General features: G+C 61.5%; 17 protein-coding genes and 1 pseudogene. 9 read left to right on the top strand and 9 right to left on the bottom strand.

Annotation, left to right across the window (positions count from 1 at the left end; translation table 11 throughout):
• Positions 1 to 18: 18 nt before the first annotated feature.
• The 6 genes from P6U29_RS28575 to P6U29_RS28550 all read left to right on the top strand — a co-directional run bounded on the left by P6U29_RS28575 (position 19) and on the right by P6U29_RS28550 (position 7,074).
• On the top strand, positions 19 to 1,134 hold the full coding sequence (locus P6U29_RS28575; RefSeq protein ID WP_407113601.1) for a sensor histidine kinase: 1,116 nt from the start codon (positions 19 to 21) through the stop codon (positions 1,132 to 1,134).
• Between the two features lie 224 nt (positions 1,135 to 1,358).
• Complete coding sequence (gene folE, locus P6U29_RS28570) at positions 1,359 to 1,985, top strand: GTP cyclohydrolase I FolE (protein WP_407113599.1); 627 nt, start codon at positions 1,359 to 1,361, stop codon at positions 1,983 to 1,985.
• 27 nt (positions 1,986 to 2,012) lie between these two features.
• Entirely contained in the window at positions 2,013 to 3,536 is a 1,524-nt protein-coding gene (locus P6U29_RS28565) for an FAD-dependent oxidoreductase (RefSeq protein WP_407113597.1), read from the top strand.
• 128 nt (positions 3,537 to 3,664) lie between these two features.
• Positions 3,665 to 4,240: an HdeD family acid-resistance protein gene (locus P6U29_RS28560; protein ID WP_407113596.1), complete on the top strand. Its 576-nt coding sequence runs from the start codon at positions 3,665 to 3,667 to the stop codon at positions 4,238 to 4,240.
• 125 nt (positions 4,241 to 4,365) lie between these two features.
• Positions 4,366 to 5,577, top strand: a complete 1,212-nt coding sequence (locus P6U29_RS28555; RefSeq protein WP_407113594.1) for an ABC transporter substrate-binding protein — start codon at positions 4,366 to 4,368, stop codon at positions 5,575 to 5,577.
• 282 nt (positions 5,578 to 5,859) lie between these two features.
• On the top strand, positions 5,860 to 7,074 hold the full coding sequence (locus tag P6U29_RS28550; protein WP_407113592.1) for an acyl-CoA dehydrogenase family protein: 1,215 nt from the start codon (positions 5,860 to 5,862) through the stop codon (positions 7,072 to 7,074).
• Between the two features lie 266 nt (positions 7,075 to 7,340).
• Here P6U29_RS28550 and P6U29_RS28545 read toward each other — a convergent pair whose 3' ends face one another.
• From P6U29_RS28545 to P6U29_RS28530, 4 genes are all read right to left on the bottom strand, one after another.
• On the bottom strand, positions 7,341 to 9,074 hold the full coding sequence (locus tag P6U29_RS28545) for a serine hydrolase (RefSeq protein WP_407113591.1): 1,734 nt from the start codon (positions 9,072 to 9,074) through the stop codon (positions 7,341 to 7,343).
• Between the two features lie 982 nt (positions 9,075 to 10,056).
• Positions 10,057 to 10,821, bottom strand: coding sequence for a substrate-binding periplasmic protein (locus P6U29_RS28540; RefSeq protein ID WP_407113589.1), 765 nt, complete (start codon positions 10,819 to 10,821; stop codon positions 10,057 to 10,059).
• Between the two features lie 8 nt (positions 10,822 to 10,829).
• Positions 10,830 to 11,165, bottom strand: coding sequence for a cytochrome c (locus P6U29_RS28535; protein ID WP_370990414.1), 336 nt, complete (start codon positions 11,163 to 11,165; stop codon positions 10,830 to 10,832).
• Between the two features lie 56 nt (positions 11,166 to 11,221).
• Positions 11,222 to 12,907 (bottom strand): pyrroloquinoline quinone-dependent dehydrogenase, encoded by a 1,686-nt coding sequence (locus P6U29_RS28530; protein WP_407119440.1) that lies wholly within the window; start codon positions 12,905 to 12,907, stop codon positions 11,222 to 11,224.
• An 823-nt stretch (positions 12,908 to 13,730) separates the two neighbouring features.
• Here P6U29_RS28530 and P6U29_RS28525 point away from each other — a divergent pair.
• Positions 13,731 to 14,291, top strand: coding sequence for a group 1 truncated hemoglobin (locus tag P6U29_RS28525; RefSeq protein WP_407113587.1), 561 nt, complete (start codon positions 13,731 to 13,733; stop codon positions 14,289 to 14,291).
• Positions 14,292 to 14,553: 262 nt separating this feature from the next.
• The gene (locus P6U29_RS28520) at positions 14,554 to 15,906 is read left to right on the top strand and encodes a transposase (RefSeq protein WP_407113144.1); all 1,353 of its coding nucleotides are present in this window, start codon (positions 14,554 to 14,556) and stop codon (positions 15,904 to 15,906) included.
• A gap of 287 nt (positions 15,907 to 16,193) precedes the next feature.
• Here the strand turns inward: P6U29_RS28520 and P6U29_RS28515 are convergent, their stop codons facing one another.
• From P6U29_RS28515 to P6U29_RS28500, 4 genes are all read right to left on the bottom strand, one after another.
• Positions 16,194 to 16,736, bottom strand: coding sequence for an AAA family ATPase (locus tag P6U29_RS28515; RefSeq protein ID WP_407113586.1), 543 nt, complete (start codon positions 16,734 to 16,736; stop codon positions 16,194 to 16,196).
• A gap of 313 nt (positions 16,737 to 17,049) precedes the next feature.
• Positions 17,050 to 17,514, bottom strand: coding sequence for a HEAT repeat domain-containing protein (locus P6U29_RS28510; protein ID WP_407113584.1), 465 nt, complete (start codon positions 17,512 to 17,514; stop codon positions 17,050 to 17,052).
• 13 nt (positions 17,515 to 17,527) lie between these two features.
• On the bottom strand, positions 17,528 to 19,348 hold the full coding sequence (locus tag P6U29_RS28505) for a glycoside hydrolase family 15 protein (protein WP_407113582.1): 1,821 nt from the start codon (positions 19,346 to 19,348) through the stop codon (positions 17,528 to 17,530).
• Between the two features lie 432 nt (positions 19,349 to 19,780).
• Positions 19,781 to 20,200 carry a hypothetical protein gene (locus tag P6U29_RS28500; RefSeq protein ID WP_407113580.1) on the bottom strand — a complete coding sequence of 140 codons (420 nt, stop codon included), beginning with the start codon at positions 20,198 to 20,200 and terminating at the stop codon, positions 19,781 to 19,783.
• A gap of 247 nt (positions 20,201 to 20,447) precedes the next feature.
• Between P6U29_RS28500 and P6U29_RS28495 the strand changes: the two are divergent.
• Positions 20,448 to 21,886 (top strand): annotated as a pseudogene (locus tag P6U29_RS28495) (IS1182 family transposase).
• Positions 21,887 to 22,012: 126 nt separating this feature from the next.
• Here P6U29_RS28495 and P6U29_RS28490 read toward each other — a convergent pair.
• Positions 22,013 to 22,552 carry a GrpB family protein gene (locus P6U29_RS28490; RefSeq protein ID WP_407113578.1) on the bottom strand — a complete coding sequence of 180 codons (540 nt, stop codon included), beginning with the start codon at positions 22,550 to 22,552 and terminating at the stop codon, positions 22,013 to 22,015.
• Positions 22,553 to 22,679: the final 127 nt, after the last annotated feature.

Here is a 22,679-nt window from a genome sequence, read left to right as displayed (position 1 = left end):
AAGGCAGGGTAGAGCGACATGCCGACGAAAGCCGCGAAGGCCCGCATTCTTGTGGTCGACGACGAAGTGGCGCAGATGAAGGCGCTGTGCGACACGCTGCCGGGTGCGGACTACGAGCCGGTCGGCTTCTCGGATGGGCCATCCGCTCTGGCGGAGTTGCGGCGCGCCAGGTGTGACCTGCTGCTCGCTGACCTGATGATGCCGGGCATGGGCGGCATCGAGCTGCTGCGGACCGCGCAAGAGATCGATCCCGACCTCGTCGGCATCATCATGACCGGCGACGGAACCATCGCCACTGCGGTCGAGGCCATGAAGGCGGGCGCGCTCGACTACATTCTCAAGCCGTTCAAGCTCAGCGTCGTCATTCCCGTGCTGGAGCGCGCGCTGGCGGTACGGCGTCTTCGCCTCGAGAACGCCGAATTGGCGCAGCGGGTGCGCGAGCGCACCCTGGAGCTCGAGGCGGCAAACCGGGAGCTCGAGGCATTCTCCTATTCTGTCGCGCACGATTTGCGCGGACCGCTCTCGGTCGTGGTCGGATGTGCAGAGACGCTGGTCGAGGATCATTCCGCGAAGTGGCCGGACCAGCCGCGGGAGCTGGTCGGCGCGATCAAGGCTGGCGGCGAGCACATGCAGCGCCTCATCGATGGGCTGTTGCGGCTGTCGAAGCTCGGGCGCCAACCGCTGTCGAAAGGGCCGGTCGAGGTCGGGGCACTGGTCCGCGAGGTCGTCGACGAAGTGCGCCGGCAGCACGCCGGCCGCGAGATCGTCGTCCAAGTCGGCGACATTCCCGATTGCGTCGGCGACCGGGCGCTGCTGCGGCAGGTGCTCGTCAACCTGGTGTCCAACGCCTTCAAGTTCACCCGCGCCCGCGAGAAGCCGCTGGTCACCGTTATCGGCTGGGCCGAAGCCCGCGAAAAAATCTATTGCGTGCGCGACAATGGGGCCGGTTTCGACCTGCAGCAGGCCGACAAGCTGTTCGCTGCGTTTCAGCGATTTCACGATCCCGATCAGTACGAGGGCACCGGGATCGGCCTTTCGATCGCATCGCGCATCGTGCAGCGCCACGGCGGACGCATCTGGGCCAATGCCGAGGTCGGCAAGGGCGCCGCATTCTATTTCGGCATTCCCGACTGAGCCGCGCTTAAACCGCCACATTCGATCTTGATTTGGGTCAATGTTGGCTGTCGGGGCTGCTCTGCTGTCGTCCCGAAATGGCCGTGCTATCATGACGCGTGCCCCCGGCCTTCGCATGCCCGCCGGCCTCCGATTTTTCCTCATCTCGGGAACCTTTTCCGATTGGAGCCGTCCAAGCTGAAGGACCGCTGCTGGATGCGGCCCGTCGGAAGGGGAGGCTATTGATGAAGTCACAAGTGCGTAAGCTTGAGCGTGTCGCGGTCGCGCAGGCGCCGAGCGATCGGCCTGACAGGCGGGAGGTCGAGGAGGCGGTCCGGACCATGATCCGCTGGGCCGGCGACGATCCCACGCGCGACGGCCTGCGCGACACGCCGGGTCGGGTTGCGCGCGCCTTCGAGGAATATTTTACCGGTTATGCGCAGGATCCGACGGAAATCCTGCAAAAGACCTTCGAGGAGATCGAAGGCTATGACGAAATGATCGTCCTGCGCGGCGTCCGCTTCGAAAGCCATTGCGAGCACCATATCGCGCCGATCGTCGGCCGTGCCTGGGTCGCCTATATCCCGCAAGGGCGCGTGGTCGGCATCAGCAAGCTTGCGCGCGTGGTCGATATCTACGCCAAGCGGCTCCAGATCCAGGAGAAGATGACCGCGCAGATCGCCAACACGATCAACGACGTGCTGAAGCCTCAAGGGGTCGGCGTCATCATCAAGGCGACGCATCACTGTATGACGACGCGCGGCGCGCACAAGCCCGGGACCGATCTCGTCACCAGCCGCATGTTAGGCGTGTTCCGAGACAATGCGCTGACGCGTCAGGAACTGCTGGGGCTGGCCAACTCGGACGATTGATCCGCGACAGCGCGAGGAGACGACGCCATGACCGAGGACAACAAGCCGCGTGGGCCCGACCTGACCAGGGGCGTGTCGCTGACGGAGTTCAGGGACGGTAAATTGCTCGGCCATGTCGGCGAGGAGGACGTGCTCCTGGTACAGGCCGGCGGCGAGATTTTTGCGATCGAGCCGGCTTGCAGCCATTACCACGGCCCGCTCGCCGAGGGGCTCGTGGTCGGAGAGACCATCCGCTGTCCCTGGCATCACGCCTGCTTCTCCTTGCGCTCGGGTGAGGCCACACGCCCACCGGCGCTGAATGCGCTGGCGGTGTGGGACGTCGCGCGCGATGGCGACAGGATCGTCGTTCAGCGCAAGCGCGAGGCACCCAAGCCGTCAACGGCTCATCGCAGCGCGCCGACACCGGAAAAATTCGTCATCGTCGGCGGCGGTGCGGCCGGCTTCGCGGCAGCGGAGATGCTCCGGCGCGAAGGCTTTGCCGGTGCCATCACCATGTTCAGCAATGACGGTGCGATGCCGGTCGATCGGCCGAACCTCTCCAAGGATTATCTCGCCGGTAACGCGCCGGAGGACTGGCTGCCGTTACGGTCCGAGGATTACTATCGGGACGCCGGCATCGATCTCAGGCTTAACACGAATGTTTCTGCGATCGATCCAAAATCTCGCAGCGTCACGCTGGGCAATGGCGACAGGCTGCCATTCGACCGGCTGCTGCTTGCGACCGGGGCCGAGCCGGTGAAGCTCCAGATTCCTGGCGCCGACCAGCCCCATGTCCACACTTTGCGATCCGTTGCCGACAGCCGCGCAATCATCACGGCGGCAGGCAGCGCAAAACGCGCGCTCGTGATCGGCGCCAGCTTCATCGGCCTCGAGGTCGCGGCTTCCTTGCGCGCGCGCAAGCTGGAAGTCCATGTGGTCGCGCCGGAAGAACGGCCGATGCAGAAGCTGCTCGGCGCCGAGATGGGCGACTTCGTCCGGTCGCTGCATGAAGGGAACGGCGTTGTCTTCCACTTGAAGGATACGGTGGAGAAGCTCGATGGCAGGCGCGCGACGCTGAAGAGCGGGACTGTCATTGAGGCCGACCTCGTCGTGGTCGGCATCGGCGTCAAGCCGCGCCTCGCGCTCGCCGAGCAGGCGGGCCTCGCCGCCGATCGCGGCGTGAGTGTGAGCGAATATCTGGAGACCAGCGTCGCAGGCATCTTCGCGGCAGGCGACATCGCGCGCTGGCCCGATCCGCATTCCCGGCAAACCATCCGCGTCGAGCATTGGGTGGTGGCGGAACGGCAGGGTCAGTCCGCGGCGCGCAATATGCTCGGCAAGCGCGAGCGCTTCGACGCGGTGCCGTTCTTCTGGTCCCAGCACTATGACGTGCCGATCAACTATGTCGGCCATGCCGAGAACTTCGACGACATCGCGATCGACGGCAGCATCGAAGGCAAGGACTGCCTGCTGAAGTACCGCAAGGCCGGCCGGGTGCTGGCGGTCGCTTCAATTTACCGCGACCTCGACAATCTCAAGGCCGAGCTCGAAATGGAGCGGTCGCGCGGATGATGCACCGCATTCGAACTTGATTTGCGTCAATGTTGCTGCCGGTACAGGTGCTCTGCTGGCTGTCGCCCCGGTACGGCGCGTGCTATTCTGGCGTGTGCCCGCGGGCTTCGCATGCAGGAGTGGCCGCCATGACCAGTGCTTCGGACACGTCTCATCAATCCAGCCTCGGCTCCGGCATTGCGGCGCTGCATGCCAAATGGGGCTGGATCGTCGCGCTCGGCGTCGTCTATCTCATCGCAGGCTTTGTCGCGCTCGGCAGCATGGTGATGGCGACCGTGGTGAGCGTGATCGTGGTGGGCGCGATGATGATTGTCGCCGGCGCCACCGAGATCATCGGCGCCTTCCAGATGAAGAGCTGGGGCAAGTTCCTGATCTGGGCTGTGCTCCGCGTGCTCTACGTGATCGCGGGCTTCCTGACCTTCGAGAATCCGCTGTTCGCGGCCGTCCTGCTGACTCTGTTTCTCGGCGCCTCGCTGATCGCCTCGGGTGCCGTCAGGCTGTTTCTCGCCTTCAGCATGAAGCGCGAGAGCCCGTGGGTATGGGTGGCGCTGTCGGGTGCCATCACGCTGCTGCTGGGCCTCCTCATCGTGGCGCGGTGGCCGGTGAACAGCGTCTATATCCTCGGCCTGTTCCTCGGCATCGATCTGATCATGGCCGGTGCAGGCTGGATCAGTCTCGGCTTCAGCCTGAAGCGGCGCGGCTAGGGGCGCAGGCCATCAGCAACTCGACGCAAGACCATCTTGCGGAACTCCGCTGATCTGGCGCGCTGACAAAAGCAGCGCGCCGCGCGTGCGCCTCGCCGCGCGGCGATCATCATCGGGGAGACACCATGAGAGCCGCTTTGGCCCTGGCCGCAGCTTTGGCTGCCGCCTGCCTGTCCACGCCTGCACCTGCGCAAAAATCCTATGGTCCCGGCGTCACTGACACCGAGATCAAGATTGGCAACACCATGCCCTATAGCGGTCCGGCCTCGCCGCTCAGCATCACGGGCCGGGTGATCGCGGCCTATTTCGACGAGGTCAACGAAAAGGGCGGCGTCAACGGCCGCAAGCTCAATCTTATCTCGCTCGACGATGCCTTCTCGCCACCCAAGACCATGGAAGCTGCGCGTCGGTTGGTCGAGGGCGACGGCGTCGCCTTCATCTTCGCGACCATGGGCACCGCGCCGAGCTCGGCGATCGCAAAATATCTCAACAGCAACAAGGTGCCGCAGCTCTTCCTGATCAGCTCGGCCTCGAAGTGGAACGATCCGGCCAACATGCCGTGGTCGATGGCGCTGCCCTGGGCGCCGAACTACACCAGCGAGGCCGCGATCGACGTCGCCTATGCCCGCGCCAAGAACCCGAATGCGCGCTTTGCGGTGCTCTATCAGAACGACGACGCCGGCAAGGAATATCTGCGCGGCGTCAGGGAGGCGCTCGGCGCCGACGCCGACAAGGCGATCGCGATGGCGTCGAGCTTCGAGGTCGCCGATCCCACCGTGGATTCCCAGGTGCTGACGCTCGCGAGCACCAAGGCCGACGTCTTCATGATCTACTCGGTAACACCGCGCGCCTGCGCGCAGGCGATCCGCAAGGCGCATGAGGTCGGCTGGCAGCCGACGCGCTTCCTCGCCTCGGGCTGTGCCAACAAGGCCACCGTGATGGTGCCGGCCGGGCTCGAGGCCGGCAAGGGCGTGCTGTCGCTCGGCTCGCTCAAGCCCTTCGTCGAGCAGTCGAAGCACGATCCGGCGATGACCGCCTATATCGATTTCATGAAGAAGCGCCTGCCCAATGCCGACGTCAACAACGTCGCGGGCCTCTACGGCTACACCGTCGCCGAGGCGCTGGTGGTGCTGCTGAAGCAGTGCAAGGACAATCTGACGCGCGAGAACATCATGGCGCAGGCGGCGAACCTGAAGAACGTGCCGCTGTCGCTCTTGATGCCCGGCATCACCCTCAACACCACGCCGCAGGATTTCCGCCCGATCAAGGACGGCTATATGCTGCAGTTCGACGGAAATGATTGGGTCGTGGCGAGCGAGCTCTTGCGCGGCACGTGAGGCGTGAAATAGCGGCCATAGAAACGGTCCACCCTCTCCCCTTGTGGGAAGGGGGTGGACGCGCGAAGCGCAGCCGGGTGAGGGGTATCTCTCCGCGAATTCGGAATCGTAGGGTGGGCAAAGGCGCACTTGCGCCGTGCCCACCACCGATTCAACCTACAGCAGAAGCGGTGGGCACGCTTCGCTTTGCGCACCCTACGATATTTGTGCTTGCGGAGCTAACCCCTCATCCGGCGCTATGCCACCTTCTCTCACAAGGGGAGAAGGGAAGAGGAGACCACCATGGACTTTCAACACTCTCCCCGTTCGATGGAGCTGCAGGAGCGCGTCCGCCAGTTCATGCGTACCCATGTCGAGCCGGTCGAGGAGCTCTACTACGAGCAGGTGAAACCGGAGGCTGTGCGTTACAAGACGCCGCAGGTGCTGCAGGACCTGAAGCAACTCGCGCGGGAGCAGGGGCTCTGGAACCTGTTTCTCTCCGGTGAGCACGGCCCGGGTCTCACCAATCTCGAATATGCGCCTGTCAAGGAGATCATGGGCCGCATCCCGTGGGCGCCCGAAGTCTTCAACTGCTCGGCCCCCGACGTCGGCAACATGGAGGTGCTCGCCAACTACGGCACCAAGGCGCAGCAGGAGCGCTGGCTGACACCGCTGCTGGAAGGGCGGATCCGCTCCGGCTTCTCGATGACGGAGCCGCAGGTCGCCTCCAGCGATGCCACCAACATCCAGTGCGAGATCAGGCGCGACGGCGCCGACTACGTCATCAACGGTCGCAAATGGTTCACCTCAGGCGCGATGAACGAGGATTGCGAGATCCTGATCGTCATGGGCAAGACCGCGCCCGACCATCCCGATCGCCACGGCCAGCAATCCATGATCCTGGTGCCCAAGAACACACCCGGCGTGCGCATCGTCCGCGACATGCTCACCTACGGCTATGACGATGCGCCGGTTGGCCATCCCGAGATCGTCTACGACAACGTTCGCGTGCCCGCCGAGAACATTCTGCTCGGCGAAGGCCGCGGCTTCGAGATCGCGCAAGGCCGGCTCGGGCCCGGTCGCATCCACCATTGCATGCGGCTGATCGGTTGCGCCCAGCGTGCGCTGGAATTGATGTGCCGGCGCGCGACCTCCCGCATCGCCTTCGGCAAGCCGCTGGCCGAGCAGGGCTCGGTGCGCGAGGACATCGCGCACTCCTTCTGCGAGATCGCGCAGGCGCGCCTTCTCACGCTGCAAGCCGCCGACAAGATGGACCGCGAAGGCAACAAGGCCGCACGCGACCTGATCGCGGCCGCCAAGATCGTGGTCCCCAGCATGGCCGCCCGCGTCATCGACCGCGCCATCCAGATCCACGGCGCCGCCGGCGTCTCGCAGGACACGTTCCTCGCCCGTGCTTACGTCTACGCCCGTTTCATCCGCATCGGCGACGGGCCGGACCAGGTGCACCTCGCCGCGGTGGGGAAGGAGCTGATCCGGCGCGGCGGTGTGATGGGGTAAGGGGCCGGATTCTCGGTGCCTGTATTCACTCGATGTCTGCTTATGGTTGCGAAGCAGACCAACCAGCCAATGCGGCACTTGGGAATATGACCCTGACCGGACGTTCCGTTGCGCTCTCCCAGAGGTCGTGCAAAGCGGCCTAGATGTTGTACTTGATTTCGGTTTCTGGTCGCGACGCCAGCGGCATGAGACAAGGGCATCCCTACGAGCAGTTGGACACCTTTAGCCTGCGATTCCCGCCGCAATTCGTCCAGCACATTCCTGAATCATTGCGATGACCTCGAACCGATCGGATCGAGTGAGGTCTTGTCGAATCGCAGCTGCTTCACGCGGCCGTCATCGATCAACATTGCATTGCATTTGCCATCGTCTGCGCATGCAAACTTCAGGTTTCCGATCGGAAAGCCCGTCGTGAACGCGTCAGCCCCGACAGGTCGCAGATCGAGGTCTCTCCGCGGGTAGTGCACCATCAGCACGTCCTCGCGAATGAACACGTCATAGATGACGCCGAGTTCTGCGCTGTAGTAGTGGCCCTCGTACGCTTTGAGTCGGTCTGCTGCAGGCTTGCTGATAGTGATCCGCTTCAGCGATAGATTGGCGCCGTTCTGGTGCAGGACCGCGCTCTGAGCTGTTCCGCCTTGCGCGACTTCGTCGAAGACGATTTCGGCGGGAACGACCCTCAGGCGGAAGGCGGTGTTAGAGACCGCGTACATTGGAAACGATGGCTGGCCGGTCGCGCGTGTGACGAGATGGTCATTGTCTTTGCTGATGGAAATGATGAACCCCGGTCTGAGTTCATAGTCGCCAACGTAGGCATCGAGGATCTTGGGGTCGATCGTGACTTCTGGCTTGTCGTCAAGGGCCGGCTTGTCGGGCGCCGGCTTGAGCAACTCCTTGAGATAGATGTCGGCGATCCTGAATGAGAGCGCTCTCGGGTTCAGATCTCCCGCGTTTGCCAGTACCACGACCGAGAAATGCTGGTCTGGGAATCTGAGAATATTGGTCCGGTATGCGGCATCGCCGCCGGCATGCTCAACTGTCCTGAGCCCGCGATACTTTCCGATGGATAATCCCGATGCGTAATTAATATCCTTGCCGTTGTTGAGCTTCCCCCTCTGCTGCATCTCGGCGAGAAGTGTCAGGCCGCCGACTTCTCCGGTGTAGAAGTTCTCATCCCAGCGCGCCAAGTCGCCGACCGTGGAAAACAGGCTTGAAGGTCCGACCGTCGAATAGGTGAGCGCAATGTATTGGTATTTGCCGTCCGGCTGCCGACCGTAGGAATAGGCCCGGTCCTTGACGATCATGCCGTATTTGTCCTGGAAGTGTGTGTGTGACATGCCGAGAGGTTCGAAGATGCGCTCCTTCGCGAACTCCGGCAGCGTTTGGCCAGACACTTGCTTCACTACCATCGCGAGCAACGTGTAGCCGCTGTTGCTATAGAGGAACTGATCGCCGGGCGCGAAGTTCAATTCGGTTTGTTGAAATAGCAGGTGCGCAACATCGTCGTCCGTGATCTCGTCGTCTAGCCGCCATCCCGTGAGCGCCAGAAGATTCCACTGGTCGCGAACTCCGCTGGTGTGGTGAAGCAGTTGGCGAATCGTTATCAGCTTGCCGAAATCGTGCAATCTCGGAACATATTTGCGAACATCGTCGTCCAGAGACAATTTTCCTTCGTGAGCGAGGAGATAGATCGCAAAGGCAGTGAACTGCTTGGAGACCGATGCTAGGTGGAATACGGTTGACGGCGTGTTGGGCACGCCATACTCCAGATTGGCCGCGCCATAACCCTGGCTGTAAATGATCTTGCCGCCTTGCAGAACAGCGATGACAGCGCCGGGTGAGTTCGGTTCAGCCCATCGAGTGAATAGCTGATCGACGGCACGTTCCATGGGTCCATTGCTTGATGTCGCGGAAGACGCGGGGTCCGATTGAGCGCCGGCGACTCCAAGTGTTGAAAGATAGAGCGCCGCAAAAGCCGCTGCAACGATCCTAAAGAGCATGACAGTTTCCTCAATTGACGCTCAGAATCTTGACGGCATGAACACAGGGCTCAAGTGCGCCATTGTTGATGCGCAGCCACTCGACCATCATGACGTCAGCTCACTGCAGTACGGCGGATGCCCCTTGGTTTAGTCGCGATGTAGCCAGCGCTATCGCGAATTTCCGTTCGAAGATTATGTATGGAATTGCGGCAAAAACAACCATAAGATGCGATCATGGGTTCGTTCTGCTCATGGTCCGCTGCCGGCCTTCGAGACCTGCAATGCCTGCTCTCAAGCGTTGGGCCGACCAAAGTGAACTAGCCTCCCTGTGGCAGCTTGCGACCCCTAGGGGACGTTGACCACCGATGTCCGCAGGAGTGCTAAAGTGATCTTGCGTAGAGTGTGTGGCGGGAGGTGGCTTGCATGGCGATGAAGATGTGGACCCGCGGGCCTCGTGTGTTCGGCGATAGCTCTGCTGTGCGCCGCATTTGTGGTCTTTAGCTTCGCCCGTTGCGCCATCCACTCAGGAAGCCATGCGCAGATCGCTCAAGGAGCTTGGTCTGCCGGAGCTTGCAACGGCATTCGCGCTTCATCCCGACACCTGCTCGATTCAGAGGTCTTCCTGGAAATGGCACGTACGCTGCGAAGGCGTGCCGATTTCCTTCTATCAGGACCGGATGCAGTGCTATCCAGGGCCCCACGAACTTGCGCTGCGGCTTCCGGCCCGTTTGAGACATGCCGACGCGCGGTAACGATGTCTGTTTATGGGGGTAGCGCGGAAGTCATCGGCCCCCGGTCAAACCGGCGCGAATGCCCCAGAGACGATCCGCCGAAGCCAGAGCAATCGGGCCAACGAAATTCCCAGGGGTGCGATGCCGAAGGGCCGGCACTCCTTTGGGCGCGAGGCTGTTTGAGACGAAGTTGAACGTCAAAATATCGGTGAACATCATCCAAATGAGAGTTCCGGCTGCTCCGCCAGTTCTTGCGCCGGGAGCCCCGCTCATTCTGGCGACCGCCATTCGACATTGTAATGCGCGTAGATCCGCGCGAGGGTGCCGTCGGCGAGCAATGCTTCAAGGGCTGCGTCGAGTCCTTGCCTGAGCTTCTCGTCTGGGCTGACCATCCCAACAGCGACATTCCAGTTCAAGTCGGGATCGTCTTCGAAAGCAGGAATACGGCGCACGTGCGCATCGGGATGAACTTGGTTGAACCAACCAATTGCGGCGGGTGTAACCGCCGCGGCGTCGATCTCCTTCTTTGCAAGCGCGTCCATAATTTCATCTTCGAAGACAAACGGTGAGGTTTTGACGCCTCGCTTGCTGAGTGTCATGGAGGCGATCGAGCCGACCTGCACGCCGACGCGCTGACCAGGCCTCAAATCCGCCAGTGACGCCGCGCCAGAGTCGGCCCGGACGGCCAGCGCGACCCCGCTGCGCTGATAGGGCCGCGACATGCGCAATCCCACCTCCGCCAACGCCGCTGGGTTCGCGATCGCATCCATGATGATGTCGCAGTCCGCGCGGCGGTACTGAAAGCTGTTGACTACCCAGTGCTGCTCCAGCGCGACCTTCAACTGCTTCGCCAGCTCACGGGCGATCTCGACTTGGAAGCCGGGATCGACATCGCGCTTGCTGGCAAACGGCAACGCATTGGGGTGTGCGCAAAGCGTGAGCGCCCCGCGTGTACGAATCGCCTCCAGGGAGCGCGCGCTGGCACCGGTGGCTCCGAGCAGGATCAAAAGGCTTACGAAAACGGCTTGGCGCATCTCCGGCCTCATTCTTCCAGATTTCGGATGTAGGCCAGGATCGCCATGATCTGGCTTTCCGAAAAGGCGCCTCCGAAGGCGGGCATGGCTCCGGGCTTACCCTTCTTGATCCGCTCCACGATAAAATCGTCGCTGCGCGCCGTACCCGCGAGCTTCGGCCCTTTGCCGGCGGCACGGCCGCCGTTCTCGTGACAGAAGCCACACGAGGTCGCGAACATCGTCCCGCCCTCGATATCGGTTTCGCGGGCGGATTGATCCTGCTTGGGAGCCTGGCTCTGCTGCGCGGAGAGGCCGAAGGGCAATGACAACGCAATGCCGGCGATGAGAAGAATCGACTTCAACATTGGCATCTGGACCGGAGAGGCAGGGGGCGACTGCACCCTGACTCTCCCCACCATTCTTATTGCTTCAGCGTGAAGACAACGAGCGCACCGGCGTCCTTCGGCATGCTCGTAAAGGGTTCGCCGAAAAGGGCCGGGAACTCGTCCGCCACCATGCCGCCCCAACCGGCCGGCACTGCGATGTATTGCTTGCCGCCGGCGCTGTAGCTGATGATGCCGCCATTGTGACCGACGCCATTGAAATGCGACCACAGTTCCTGTCCGGTCTCCGCATTGTAGGCGCGCAGCACACCACGCGAGTCAGGCACGAACACCAGATTGCCGGCTGTCGCAAGCACGCTCGCCAGCGGAGGCTCGTCGAAATTGACCTCCCATTTCTTCGCACCAGTCACGGGATCACGTGCATCAAGATGACCGCGCGCCGCTCCGTCCGGCGGCGGAACGAGCTTGAAATTCGCGCCGATATTGAGCTGCGCCATCGGCTCGGTGATTGGCGTGGTCTTTATCACGTCCACATCCATGCACCATTCCTGGGCGATCTTGTACCAGAGGCCCGTCTTCGGGCTGTAGGCGCCCGAGTTCCAGCTGACGCCGCCGGCAATCGCCGGACAAAGCGGCTCGCTCGCTTTCCCGAGAGTCAAGTCGCGCCGGCCGATCAGTTCGCCGGTTTTCGGATCGATATCCTTGACGAAATTGATATTTTTCGCGATCCGCCAAACGTTCTGCACCTTCCCATCGGCGCGGTTGTAGACGAACACAAAACCTCCCTTGTTCGGATGCACGACGAGCTTGCGGCCGTCGCGGTCGATCATCACGAACTCACCGACTGCCGAGTCGAAATCCCATGCATCATGGGGCAGCTCCTGATGATAGAATTTCAGCTTGCCGGTGTCGGGATCGAGCGCGATGACCGAAGTTGTGTAGAGGTTGGTGCCTGGCCGCGGTCCGCTGTTCTTCCAGTCCGCGCCGGACCAGTCGTAAAGCGGTGCAGGATTGGCCGTTCCCCACCATATGGTGTTGGTTTCAGGATCGTAGGTGCCGGGCATCCACGCGCCACCCCCGCCGGTGCGCCAGGATTCATTACCCCAGGTGGCCTTGGCGTCCTCGGTGCCGGCGACGGTGAAGAATTCCCATTTCTTCTTGCCCGTCTTGATATCGACTCCGAACAGCGGACCGCGTGAGGTCCATTCGCCGCCCTGGCTGCCGATGATGACGGTGTCCTTCACCACCAGCGGTGCACCTGTGAAGCCGACCGTGAGCTTCTTGGAGTCGACGAGCTGCGTGTTCCACACCTCCTTGCCGGTTTTCATGTCGAGCGCAATAAGATGCCCGTCGACGGTGCCAACGAAGACCTTGCCATCGCCGAGCGCGACACCGCGGTTGTATGGTGAGTGCGTCTGCATCGCGACGAGTTCCTCGTCGAGCACCGGAAAGTGCGACCAGATCATCTTGCCGGTCGCCCCGTCGAGCGCATAGACGCGGCTATAGGAGCCCGAATAGTAGAGCACACCATCGGCAACGAGCGGCATCGACTGTAGGCCCCGCGTGGAACGTCCGGGCATATGGATCCAGGCGACTTCGAGATTCTTTACATTGCTCGCATTGATTTGATCGAGCCCGCTGTAGTGATACGATTTATAGCCGCCATGATAGGTCAGCCAATCATTTGGGTTCTGCTCGGCCGCCTCGATGCGAGCGGAATTGATCTCTGACGGCGCGATCGCCCAAGCTGGTGGTGCAAGCATCGCGGCCAGTGCGGCAACACAGGTAAGGTGCCTTGTACTGACTGTCATTGTTCTGCCTCCCTTATTGTATCGCGGGAACTACATCCAACATGCAGTCTGCTGCGGCTGTTGCAGAAGCTGCCTCATCCGTGCAGCTCGTCTCCTGACCTCGGCGAGGGGTGCAGACACCAGACGGTGATCGCTGCGGCCGAATGTATTCGTTCAGCAGCGCCGTAGCATCACGATGAATTCAACCCTCAAAGTAGTACAAGCGCAAGCGACGTGATCTGGCAGCCAGACTGTCCGAACGCCGATTGTCTTGAGCCGTCACATCGCCAACGCCAGATGATTTCCAAACAGTGGATGCGACCCTCTGTTCGCGCGGTGTCCGGCTACGGCGGCCGAGGCGCGGGTCCAAGTAGGCGGGGACAGCCTGTTCGACACCTTCCCGGCGCTCACATCCAGGTGGAAGGAGCGGATCTGCGACGGATTGTTGGCCCGACGTGCGCTGCCGGGCTAATCAAAAAGCCGGAGAGTGTCTCCGCGAATAGGGCGAGTATTGCCATAGTCCAAATAGCGAAACGCCTCACTTCATTTCTCTCTCCCCAAACCAATACGCCTGATCCAGTTTGGCCCATGAGCGAAGTGGCGGCACGCACCGTCGAGGTCCGCTCAGTAGGGGACATCTCGCGCAAAAATTTTCCGGAACCATTTCCATTCCGAACCATCCGATGGGAGCACGCAATCACCGACAAGGCCGCCGGCCGGCAATGCGCGCACGGCGGCCGTTTGGACGGGGTGATGCTCGGCCGTAAGGCCTCACGAAACCTGTAAGGAGGTACCCATGACAAGGGCTCGTTCGACTTCCATCAGCAGACGAAGCGTGGTCGCAGGCTTGGCGCTGACAGCAGCCCCCGTGGCTTTGGCTGAAGCCAATCAGGCGCATGCGCAGGCCCAGCAAACCACTCCGGATCAAAGCCTGTATGAACGACTTGGCGGCGTCTTCGCCATTGCAGCGGTCGTGGATCACTTCAGCGACGCTGTCGTAAAGAACCCCATCGTCGGCCAGAAGTCCAAAAATCCGCAGTTGAGGGAATGGCACACCAAGAATCTGAAACGCTTGCCTGGCCTCAAGTTCATGCGAACACTTTGGGTCTGTGATGTTTCGGGCGGGCCGTTCCAGTTCAAGGCCACCAGGCCGGGGACGACGCCCCTTGGCCTTGAGGAGGCGCACCGGGCGTTGCGGATCTCCCCGGCGGAATTCGACGAGGTCGCAGCTGAACTCGGACGGACACTTGAATTCGCCAAGGTCCCGAAGCGCGAGAAGACCGAAGTACTGGCTGCGTTCGCCAGCCACAAAGATGAAGTCACCGCCGGTTACGTATCGAGAGCCAAGCGCGGTTAAAGCATCCCGTGGTGCCGAAGACGAATTGTGACCTACATGAGTCTGTCTTGACCCCTAGCACCCAACTGCGGAAGGGCAGAGCATGTCCGCTCGGCCCGCCATCCAACGATGATACCCTCCATGAGTTCGGCGTTGGCCCGTGGCTGACCTCAGCTTATGGCGCCATGAGGTCTGCTTTCCGAAGGATTTTGTTGAAAAAGGCGGCTGTTGCGACGCAGAGATATCAGTGATTCAGTCTGTCTAGTTGGCAGGACTGAAGATCATGATGGGGCATCGGCAAGTCGACCAGGCTGCGTTGTTCTATGAGTTCTCGCTGGAAAGGCATATCCCCGCCGACCACTTGCTCCGGTCGATCGACAGGTTTGTCGACCTTGAACAGGTCAGGCAGGACTTGGCGCCTTTCTACAGTAGCATCGGTCGGCCTTCGATCGATCCCGAGCTGACGATCCGGATGCTCCTGATCGGTTACTGCTTCGGCATCCGATCGGAGCGACGCCTGTGCGATGAGGTTCACCTCAATTTGGCCTACAGGTGGTTCTGTCGGCTCGGTCTGGACGGGGCGGTGCCGGATCACTCGACATTTTCCAAGAACAGGCATGGCCGCTTCCGGCAGAGCGATCTCTTCCGTCGCGTCTTCGAGAGTGTCTTGCGTCGCTGCATCGAGGAGCGGCTGGTCGGCGGTGAAGGCTTCGCAGTCGATGCGAGTTTGATCAAGGCCGACGCCAATCGGCAGAAGGGGATCGAAGGCGACAAGGGGCTTCCACCCGAGGCCGCGGGCCGAGCGATCGATGAGTATCTGGCTGTCCTTGATGATGCCGCCTTCGGAGCGGCGACTGAGGTTACCCCGAAGTTCGTGTCGCCCTCCGACCCTGCCGCGCGTTGGACGGGAGCGCACGGCGGACAAGCCTACTTTGCGTATTCGACGAACTACCTGGTCGATGTCGAGAACGCGATCATCGTCGATGTCGAGGCGACCACGGCGATCCGTCAGGCGGAAGTGTTGGCCGCCAAGCGCATGATTGAGCGCTCGCTCGAACGGTTCGATCTTTATCCGAGCCGCCTTCTCGGCGACAGCGCTTATGGTTCGGCCGAGATGCTCGGCTGGTTGGTCTACGAGCACGGGATCGAGCCACACGTTACGGTGTTCGACAAGTCGGCCCGCACAGATGGGATCTTCTCGCGCGAGGACTTCACCTATGACCGTGCAGGTGACGTCTACCGGTGTCCCAGCGGCAAGGTTCTTACCACGACCGGAGCGCTGGTGAACGATGGCGCCACGATGCTTTACCTCGCCAGCAAGCGCGATTGTGATCGATGCGCATTGAAGTCCCGGTGTTGCCCCAAGCAGCCTTCACGGAGGGTACCGCGCTCAATCTACGAAGGCGCTCGCGACATGGCGCGCCAGATCGCAAGGTCCTGGGAGGGCCGTACTTCGCGTCGGCTCCGCAAAAAGATCGAGATGCTGTTTGCGCATCTCAAGCGCATTCTCAAGCTCGACCGTTTACGGTTACGAGGCCCAAACGGCGCGCGCGACGAGTTCACCCTCGCAGCCACCGCCCAGAACCTTCGTAAGATGGCCAAGCTGATCCCGATGCCAACTCTAAGGCCATCATAGAAGCTGGCAAAACTGGTGCGCGCGCCAATACAATGAATTACTGCGGCCTTTTTCAACGGAATCCGAAGGTGACCCGAACAGGCGTATGCAAGCCGGCCAAGGCAGCCTGTGACCCTGGCTGTGTAAAAACGAGAGAATGCGAAAGACGGATAGAATAGCGTTCTTCAGTTCGCCGTCTAACTTGAAATCGCTTGCAGCATGAGCGCTAGATCAGCTTTGGACGAACAACTTCTTCTATCGCTCTCATCCATCTCGGCATTTTCACACAGCCAAGGCCCTTAGCCGACCTATCCGCCCGATCGCCCGATCCCGAGACACCGGCAAACGTATTCAACGCTTTCTTCGATCGAAATCTTTGACGTATCCAATAACTCAAATCCGCCCGCCTCAGCTTCGCCTTGAAGAAATCTTGCCCAATTCATCATATCGGGGGTGGCCAAATCGGGCTGGTTGCGTTCGTTGCAGAGGCGATGCGTTCGAGCTGCATCGTCGCAGTGCACTAATACTATGCGAGCCTCTGCAATTCCGACAGCTGCCAACCCCTCGGTTATGAAGGCTAAGCGCATCTGGCCTTCGAATAGTACAGGGACGGCATCACGTTCTCTCGCGATGCGATCCAACCACTCGATGGTCATCGCGCGCTGCCAACCGCCTCCCGGCTCTGATCCAGCGCCCCATTTTGCTATACGCTCCTCCTGCGACGGCACTCCAATGCTGTCAAATCGGAACACACGAGCCTGCTCCGGATGCTGCTGCTCGATCCTTTCTGCAATCGTCGTTTTGCCCGAACCCGACGCACCTGTAAGAATGACTAATCCCGTCGTCGTCACCCCCCAGCCTCAAGATCATCTCGGCGCATGCGGTACTATGATTGATCTGGTCCAGCGTCGGATGTCGAGTGTAGACCGGAAGCGGCTTGCAGGGAGCTAGACTGCCGATTTTGACCCATCTCGGACATCGAAGTTCGACGTAACCATTACCATCTCGATATCAGTCAAAATATCGGCATAGCCATACGGCGCGCCGTGTCCCCTCATTCCGCTTTGGCATCTACGTCAAAATAAAATCCAAGCATGTTTGCCCGCATCAAAGAATTGCTGGAGAAGCGCGAACAAATCCGCGCGAGGCGACGCCGACGGAGGCTCAAGAGGACAAGGACTTCAGCTCCGGTGGCGGGGCGCCCTTCTCCTCGAGCATCCCCAGCGCTAGCGCGGCCTCCACCCGTACACTCGGATCCTTATCGCCCGCTAGCTGTCGCAGCGGGAGGAGGGCTTGTTCGATCCCCGGGAAGGCCGGACCGAGGCGACCGAGGTGCCAGGCCGCCAAGCTGCGGACGAAGGCAAGCTCGTTGCCCAACTCCGCGATAAGGACGGGGACCGACTCTCCGTCTGACGGCGCGACCCGGGCGAGGGCCGCCGCCGCCCAGACGCGCACGAACCCGACGGGGTCCTGGAGGGCCGCGGCGAGATCGGACACAGCCTCGGTTGCCGCGGGGCCAATCTCGCCCAGGGCATATGCGCCGAGGCGGCGCCGGAGCGGATCGCTGCTCGAAAGCTCCCTCACCCAGTCTGCGATGGAAGTCCCTAGGTAAGCGAGCTGCGCGCTCATGATCCGACCCTACTCAAGGCGCCACGCCGAGGCGGCGGTCCAGGTTGAACGCGGCGCTGATCAACCCGATGTGAGTGAATGCCTGCGGGAAGTTGCCCAGCGCTTCGCCACGCGGACCCGTCTCCTCGGCGTACAGACCGAGGTGGTTGGCGTAAGTCAGCATCTTCTCGAAGATGAAGCGGGCCTCCTCGGCGCGGCCCGCCCGGGTCAGCGCTTCCACCAGCCAGAACGTACACATATTGAACGTCCCCTCGCTCCCGGTCAGGCCGTCGCCGGCTCCTCTGCCGATCTCGTAGCGGTGCACTAGGCTGTCGGAGACCAGCTCCGCCATGGTCCGATCCAGCGTCCCGCGCATACGGGGATCGGTCGGCGACAGGAAGAAGACGAGCGGCATGATCAGGTTGGACGCATCCACCGCGTCGGTGGCGAAGTGCTGCACGAAGGTCTGCCGCTCCGTGTCCCAGCCGCGCGTCATGATGGCCTCGTAGATGCGGTCTCGCTCTGCGGTCAGGCGGGCGCGGTCCAGCGGCAGGCTCCGCTTCTGCGCAAGGCGGATCGCTCGGTCCAGCGCCACCCAGCACTGCACCTTGGAGTAGACGAACTGTTGCTGTCCACCGCGTACCTCCCAGATGCCATCGTCGGCTCGCTCCCAGTTATTCGCCACCCAGTCGAGCATCTTGCGCAGGTGGCACCAGAAGTCATAGGCGGTCGGGGTCCCGTACTTGTCGTACAGGTAAACGGCGTCCATCAGCTCGCCATAGATGTCCAGCTGCAGCTGCTCGGCAGCGGCGTTGCCGACTCGCACCGGACGCGAGCCGCGGTAACCATCGAGGTGGCTGAGGACCTCCTCGGGCAGCTCGTGCCCGCCGTCAATGCGATACATAGTCTGCAACGGGTCGCCCCGGGCGCCCTCGACGGCTCGCTGCTCCAACCAGGCCATGAACTGCTCTGCCTCCGAAGTCAGCCCCAGGCGCAGGAAGGCGTAATTGGTGAAGGCGGCGTCGCGCACCCAAGTATAACGATAGTCCCAGTTGCGCACCCCGCCGATCTCTTCCGGCAGCCCGCAGGTCGGCGCCGCAACGATCGCGCCGGTCGGCGCGAAGGTCAGCAGCTTCAGCACCAGCGCCGAGCGATGGACCATCTCGCGCCAGCGACCTGAATAGTTGCACTTCCTCAGCCACTGCCGCCAAAACGCTAGGGTCTGCGTCAGGGCCTCCGTGCCGACCAGCCGCGCCTCGAGCAGGGCGCCGTCATGAAGGCTGTCGTGGCCGTTCTCCTCCACCTGGCGCAGGATGAACGTGGTCGTCTCGCCGGGGTTGAGGACGAACTCGGCAGCGACGCCGTCGCCCTGCCGACCAAGCGGGAAGCGGCTGACAAGCGAGACCTTCATGCCTTGCGCCTCGAAGATCGCTCCCCGACCCTCCAGGACGACCCGGTGGGGCCGGCGGGCGAAGTCGAAAGCAGGCCGGCAGTCGAGGCGGAAGCGGACCGACCCGCGCACCGCCCGCACTACCCGGACGATCTGGTGGATCTTTCTAATCTCGCGCGGGCCTTGGACGGGCATGAAGTCCACGACCTCACCGACGCCCTCGTCGCCGAGAAAGCGCGTCACCAGGACGTTGCTGTCAGGCATGTACATCTGTTTGTGCTGCGCCTCGTAAAGGCTGGCTATGCGGAATGAGCCCCCTTTCTTGTCGTCGAGGATCGCCGCGAAGACGCTCGGCGAGTCAAAGTGCGGCAGGCAGCACCAGTCGATGGACCCGTCGATGCCGACCAGGGCAACGGTGTGCAGGTCGCCGATGACGCCGTAGGACTCGATCGGCTTGTAGCCCATGATCTCGTCTCCTCAGCTCGCTCGACGCTGATCGAGCCCCATGATGGGCGTATCGTCAATGCCCTGAGGCGCGAAAAGAGCGGCCGGATATTCAACTTTCTTGCTTGCAACCTCGCTCCCGCGGTCGAACAAACAGCGGAGCGCGGAGGGTGACAGGGCAGTGGATTATGGCATTTCCCTCATCCGCGTGCGGGCATATCAAATCTTCACCGGCGTGGCCAAAGTTCAGAAGAACGCGAACTGATCGGGCCTTTCGCGCTCGTGGCGATCCATGCCTAACTTGGCCGACTTAGGCCTTGGGCCGAAGGCGCAGATCCGGTCGGCGTCCCTGCTGTCGGCTCATCGAAGTAGACCGGAAGAAAACCGGCGGAGCCGCCAACGGCGCTCACCCGGAGCGGACTCGTCTCCCGCAGACGGCCTGCCTTGCAAGCCTCAGATTTTGCCGAGTTGACGGTTAGTCCAACTACCAACGAAAAAGATTTGGCTGGCCATCTGTTTGAAGCGTCCAGCTATGAACCCCATGCGTCCAGCAGCGCGCTGATCGAGCCCACCGCCGCATGAATCCCGTTCAGCGTAGATTTCGACGATCTGTCCGTCCGAGGTGCCACGGATTGAGTGCAGCACCCGACCACGAGCCACATGAAAGGGAAGCATTCCCGGAATTTCGTGAATGTTCACCTCGAGGATCTCGACCTTGGCGATGACCTCGCTCGTTTCGGCTGCCGATGGGATCGCGTCGAGCAGGATCCTATGTTCAAATTGACGGCCGCGGCAAGCCACGGCCGGAAAACTAGTAACTAGCACCGCAAAAAGTGCGCTCGCGAGACCTGCTCGACGGATGATAGCGGACACCTCCACCTCTCTTCTAAGTTTTGGCCATGGATTATGATAATGAGCTAGACGTAAAAGTAGAAGCTTCGATATCGCCTTCTGGCCCATCGCTGCAATTAACGGAGTGCCGTCACACGTCTGATCGCAGGGACAGACCGGAAGCTTGCAGCCGGACGCTAGACCGCCGCTTGTGACCCTGGCTGTGTGAAAACGCTGCGCTTGATGTGATTCGCGCGATATGATTCCCGCACGATTTGCGGGGGCTGGAATGAAGCGCTTCGTTGCGGAGGCGGATCGTGGGCAATCGTCGCTATTGCCCGAGTGCCTCGATGATTTCATTGACGAGGGCAACCCTGTTCGCGTGATCGACGTGTTTGTCGATGCGCTCGATTTGGCCGAGCTAAGCTTCGAGGGGTGGAGCCGGCGGCGACCGGTCGGCCGTCATACCATCCCTCGGTTCTCCTGAAGCTTTACATCTACGGCTATCTGAACCGAGTGCAGTCGAGCCGGCGGCTCGAACGAGAGGCCGGACGCAATGTCGAGGCCATGTGGCTGCTGGGCCGGCTCGCACCTGATCACAAGACGATCGCGGACTTCCGCAAAGACAATGGCCTGGCGCTCCGCAAGGTATGCGCACGCTTCGTCGAACTCTGCCGTGAAATGGGTCTCCTCGCGACGTCGAGCGTCGCCATCGATGGCAGCAAGTTCAAAGCGGTGAACAACCGGGACAAAAACTTCACACGGGCGAAGGTGGAGCGGCGGCGCGCCCAGCTGGAGGAGAGCGTCGCGCGCTATCTGAGCCAACTTGACACGGCCGACCGGCAGGAGCCGAGCGAGACGCTGGCCGCCAAGGTGACGAGGCTGACCGAGAAGCTGACGAAGCTGAAGGAAGAAATGGGCAAGCTTGCCGTCTACGAGAAGCAGATGCTTGCGTCACCCGACCAGCAAATCTCGTTGACCGATCCCGACAGCCGTTCGATGGCGACAAGCGGCCGCGGCTCCGGCACCGTCGGCTACAACGTGCAGGTCGCCGTCGACACCGAGCACCATCTAATCGTGGCGCACGAGGTGACGAACAGCGGCTCAGATCGGGCACAACTCGCCAACATGGCCAAGCAGGCGAAGGCTGTTCTAAAGACCGAGACGCTCGAAGCTGTAGCCGATCGCGGCTACTTCAACAGCCCGGAGATCCTCGCGTGCCACGAGGCCGGCATCACCGTAACTCTGCCCAAGCCGCTGACGTCGGGTGCCAAATCGGAGGGGCGCTTCGGTAAGCAGGACTTTGCCTATTTGCCAGAGGAGGACGCCTATCGCTGTCCGGCTGGGGAGCGATTGCCGTATCGCTACACAAACGAAGAAGACGGCAAGATGCTGCGGCGCTACTGGACCACTGCCTGTCAAAATTGTGCGCTCAAATCGCAGTGCACGACAGGGCCAGAGCGGCGGATTACGCGGTGGGAGCATGAGCATCTGCTCGAGGCTGTGCAGCAGCGCCTTGACGCGAACCCAGAAGCCATGCGTCAGCGTCGAGAGACGGTCGAGCATCCGTTCGGCACCATGAAGGCCCGCATGGGGGCGATACACTTCCTTACCAAAACGCTCCCAAAAGTCGCGGCCGAGATGGCGCTCTCGGTCTTGGCCTATAATCTGACACGGGCCATGAACATAGTCGGGACCAAGCCGCTGATGGCTGCGATCGCGGCCTGAGACAGGCGCGGTTCCTAGCTTCCGAACCGACGCCCTTTGAAGTCGTTTTTACACGGCCAAGACCAAATGCGGACATCTTAGTGGCGGGCCACGGCATGTCCCTGTCGCTGGTGATAGCAGCGCAAATCACAAATGCCCGAACTCAGATAGAGCCTTGTCGGTTATCTCCCTCACAAACCGATGTTTGGCTTTGCGGAAGCCCTCGATGTTCTCGCCAAATTCGGCCGCGAGCGATTTCTTTAGGCTTCCGTACGAGGCTGCGACCTCTGGGTGTAAGCGCAAGTAGTCGCGAAAGAGCAGGAAGTCTCTCCAGCGTGGGTTGGATTGCTCCATGACATGAAGATGGTGCGTCCAAGGTCCTGGCATCCCCTTCCGAAAGAACAGTTCTCCGGGGAGCCACGCTTCGTACTCGGGGATGTAGCTGTATCCGAGCTGGGTGAGCGGACTCACAAACGTGGACTTTGCCCGCGACAGGTTTGGGACGCCGACCAAAATGTCGATAATCGGTTTGGACGCCAGGCCGGGCACTGACGTGCTGCCCATATGTTCGATCTTGAGCGCGGGACCGATCACAAATCGCAAGCGACTGCACTCCTCCTCGAAAAAAATCGGCCAGTGGGGATCGTAATCACGCACCTCGATGGCGCCCCCTCCGTACTTCTCCATGCTGTCCCCTCGATGGAAGCCACGCTCTCAAACGCCCTTGTTAAAACAGGCTGCCGCCTGTGTATGTGATACGGGTCACGAAAATGCGCGGTACTCCTGATATGCAGATCAGCTTGTGTGAAGGGTT

The sequence above is a fragment of the Bradyrhizobium sp. LMG 9283 genome (assembly GCF_045571415.1).
Taxonomy (GTDB): Bacteria; Pseudomonadota; Alphaproteobacteria; order Rhizobiales; family Xanthobacteraceae; genus Bradyrhizobium.
This window is presented reverse-complemented; position numbering and strand designations above follow the sequence as displayed.

Excerpts from the sequence above, each read along its gene's own strand:
- P6U29_RS28575 (WP_407113601.1), top strand. The coding sequence starts at position 19 with ATGCCGACGAAAGCCGCGAAGGCCCGCATTCTTGTGGTCGACGACGAA.
- folE (WP_407113599.1), top strand. The coding sequence starts at position 1,359 with ATGAAGTCACAAGTGCGTAAGCTTGAGCGTGTCGCGGTCGCGCAGGCG.
- P6U29_RS28565 (WP_407113597.1), top strand. The coding sequence starts at position 2,013 with ATGACCGAGGACAACAAGCCGCGTGGGCCCGACCTGACCAGGGGCGTG.
- P6U29_RS28560 (WP_407113596.1), top strand. The coding sequence starts at position 3,665 with ATGACCAGTGCTTCGGACACGTCTCATCAATCCAGCCTCGGCTCCGGC.
- P6U29_RS28555 (WP_407113594.1), top strand. The coding sequence starts at position 4,366 with ATGAGAGCCGCTTTGGCCCTGGCCGCAGCTTTGGCTGCCGCCTGCCTG.
- P6U29_RS28550 (WP_407113592.1), top strand. The coding sequence starts at position 5,860 with ATGGACTTTCAACACTCTCCCCGTTCGATGGAGCTGCAGGAGCGCGTC.
- P6U29_RS28545 (WP_407113591.1), bottom strand. The coding sequence starts at position 9,074 with ATGCTCTTTAGGATCGTTGCAGCGGCTTTTGCGGCGCTCTATCTTTCA.
- P6U29_RS28540 (WP_407113589.1), bottom strand. The coding sequence starts at position 10,821 with ATGCGCCAAGCCGTTTTCGTAAGCCTTTTGATCCTGCTCGGAGCCACC.
- P6U29_RS28535 (WP_370990414.1), bottom strand. The coding sequence starts at position 11,165 with ATGTTGAAGTCGATTCTTCTCATCGCCGGCATTGCGTTGTCATTGCCC.
- P6U29_RS28530 (WP_407119440.1), bottom strand. The coding sequence starts at position 12,907 with ATGCTTGCACCACCAGCTTGGGCGATCGCGCCGTCAGAGATCAATTCC.
- P6U29_RS28525 (WP_407113587.1), top strand. The coding sequence starts at position 13,731 with ATGACAAGGGCTCGTTCGACTTCCATCAGCAGACGAAGCGTGGTCGCA.
- P6U29_RS28520 (WP_407113144.1), top strand. The coding sequence starts at position 14,554 with ATGATGGGGCATCGGCAAGTCGACCAGGCTGCGTTGTTCTATGAGTTC.
- P6U29_RS28510 (WP_407113584.1), bottom strand. The coding sequence starts at position 17,514 with ATGAGCGCGCAGCTCGCTTACCTAGGGACTTCCATCGCAGACTGGGTG.
- P6U29_RS28505 (WP_407113582.1), bottom strand. The coding sequence starts at position 19,348 with ATGGGCTACAAGCCGATCGAGTCCTACGGCGTCATCGGCGACCTGCAC.
- P6U29_RS28490 (WP_407113578.1), bottom strand. The coding sequence starts at position 22,552 with ATGGAGAAGTACGGAGGGGGCGCCATCGAGGTGCGTGATTACGATCCC.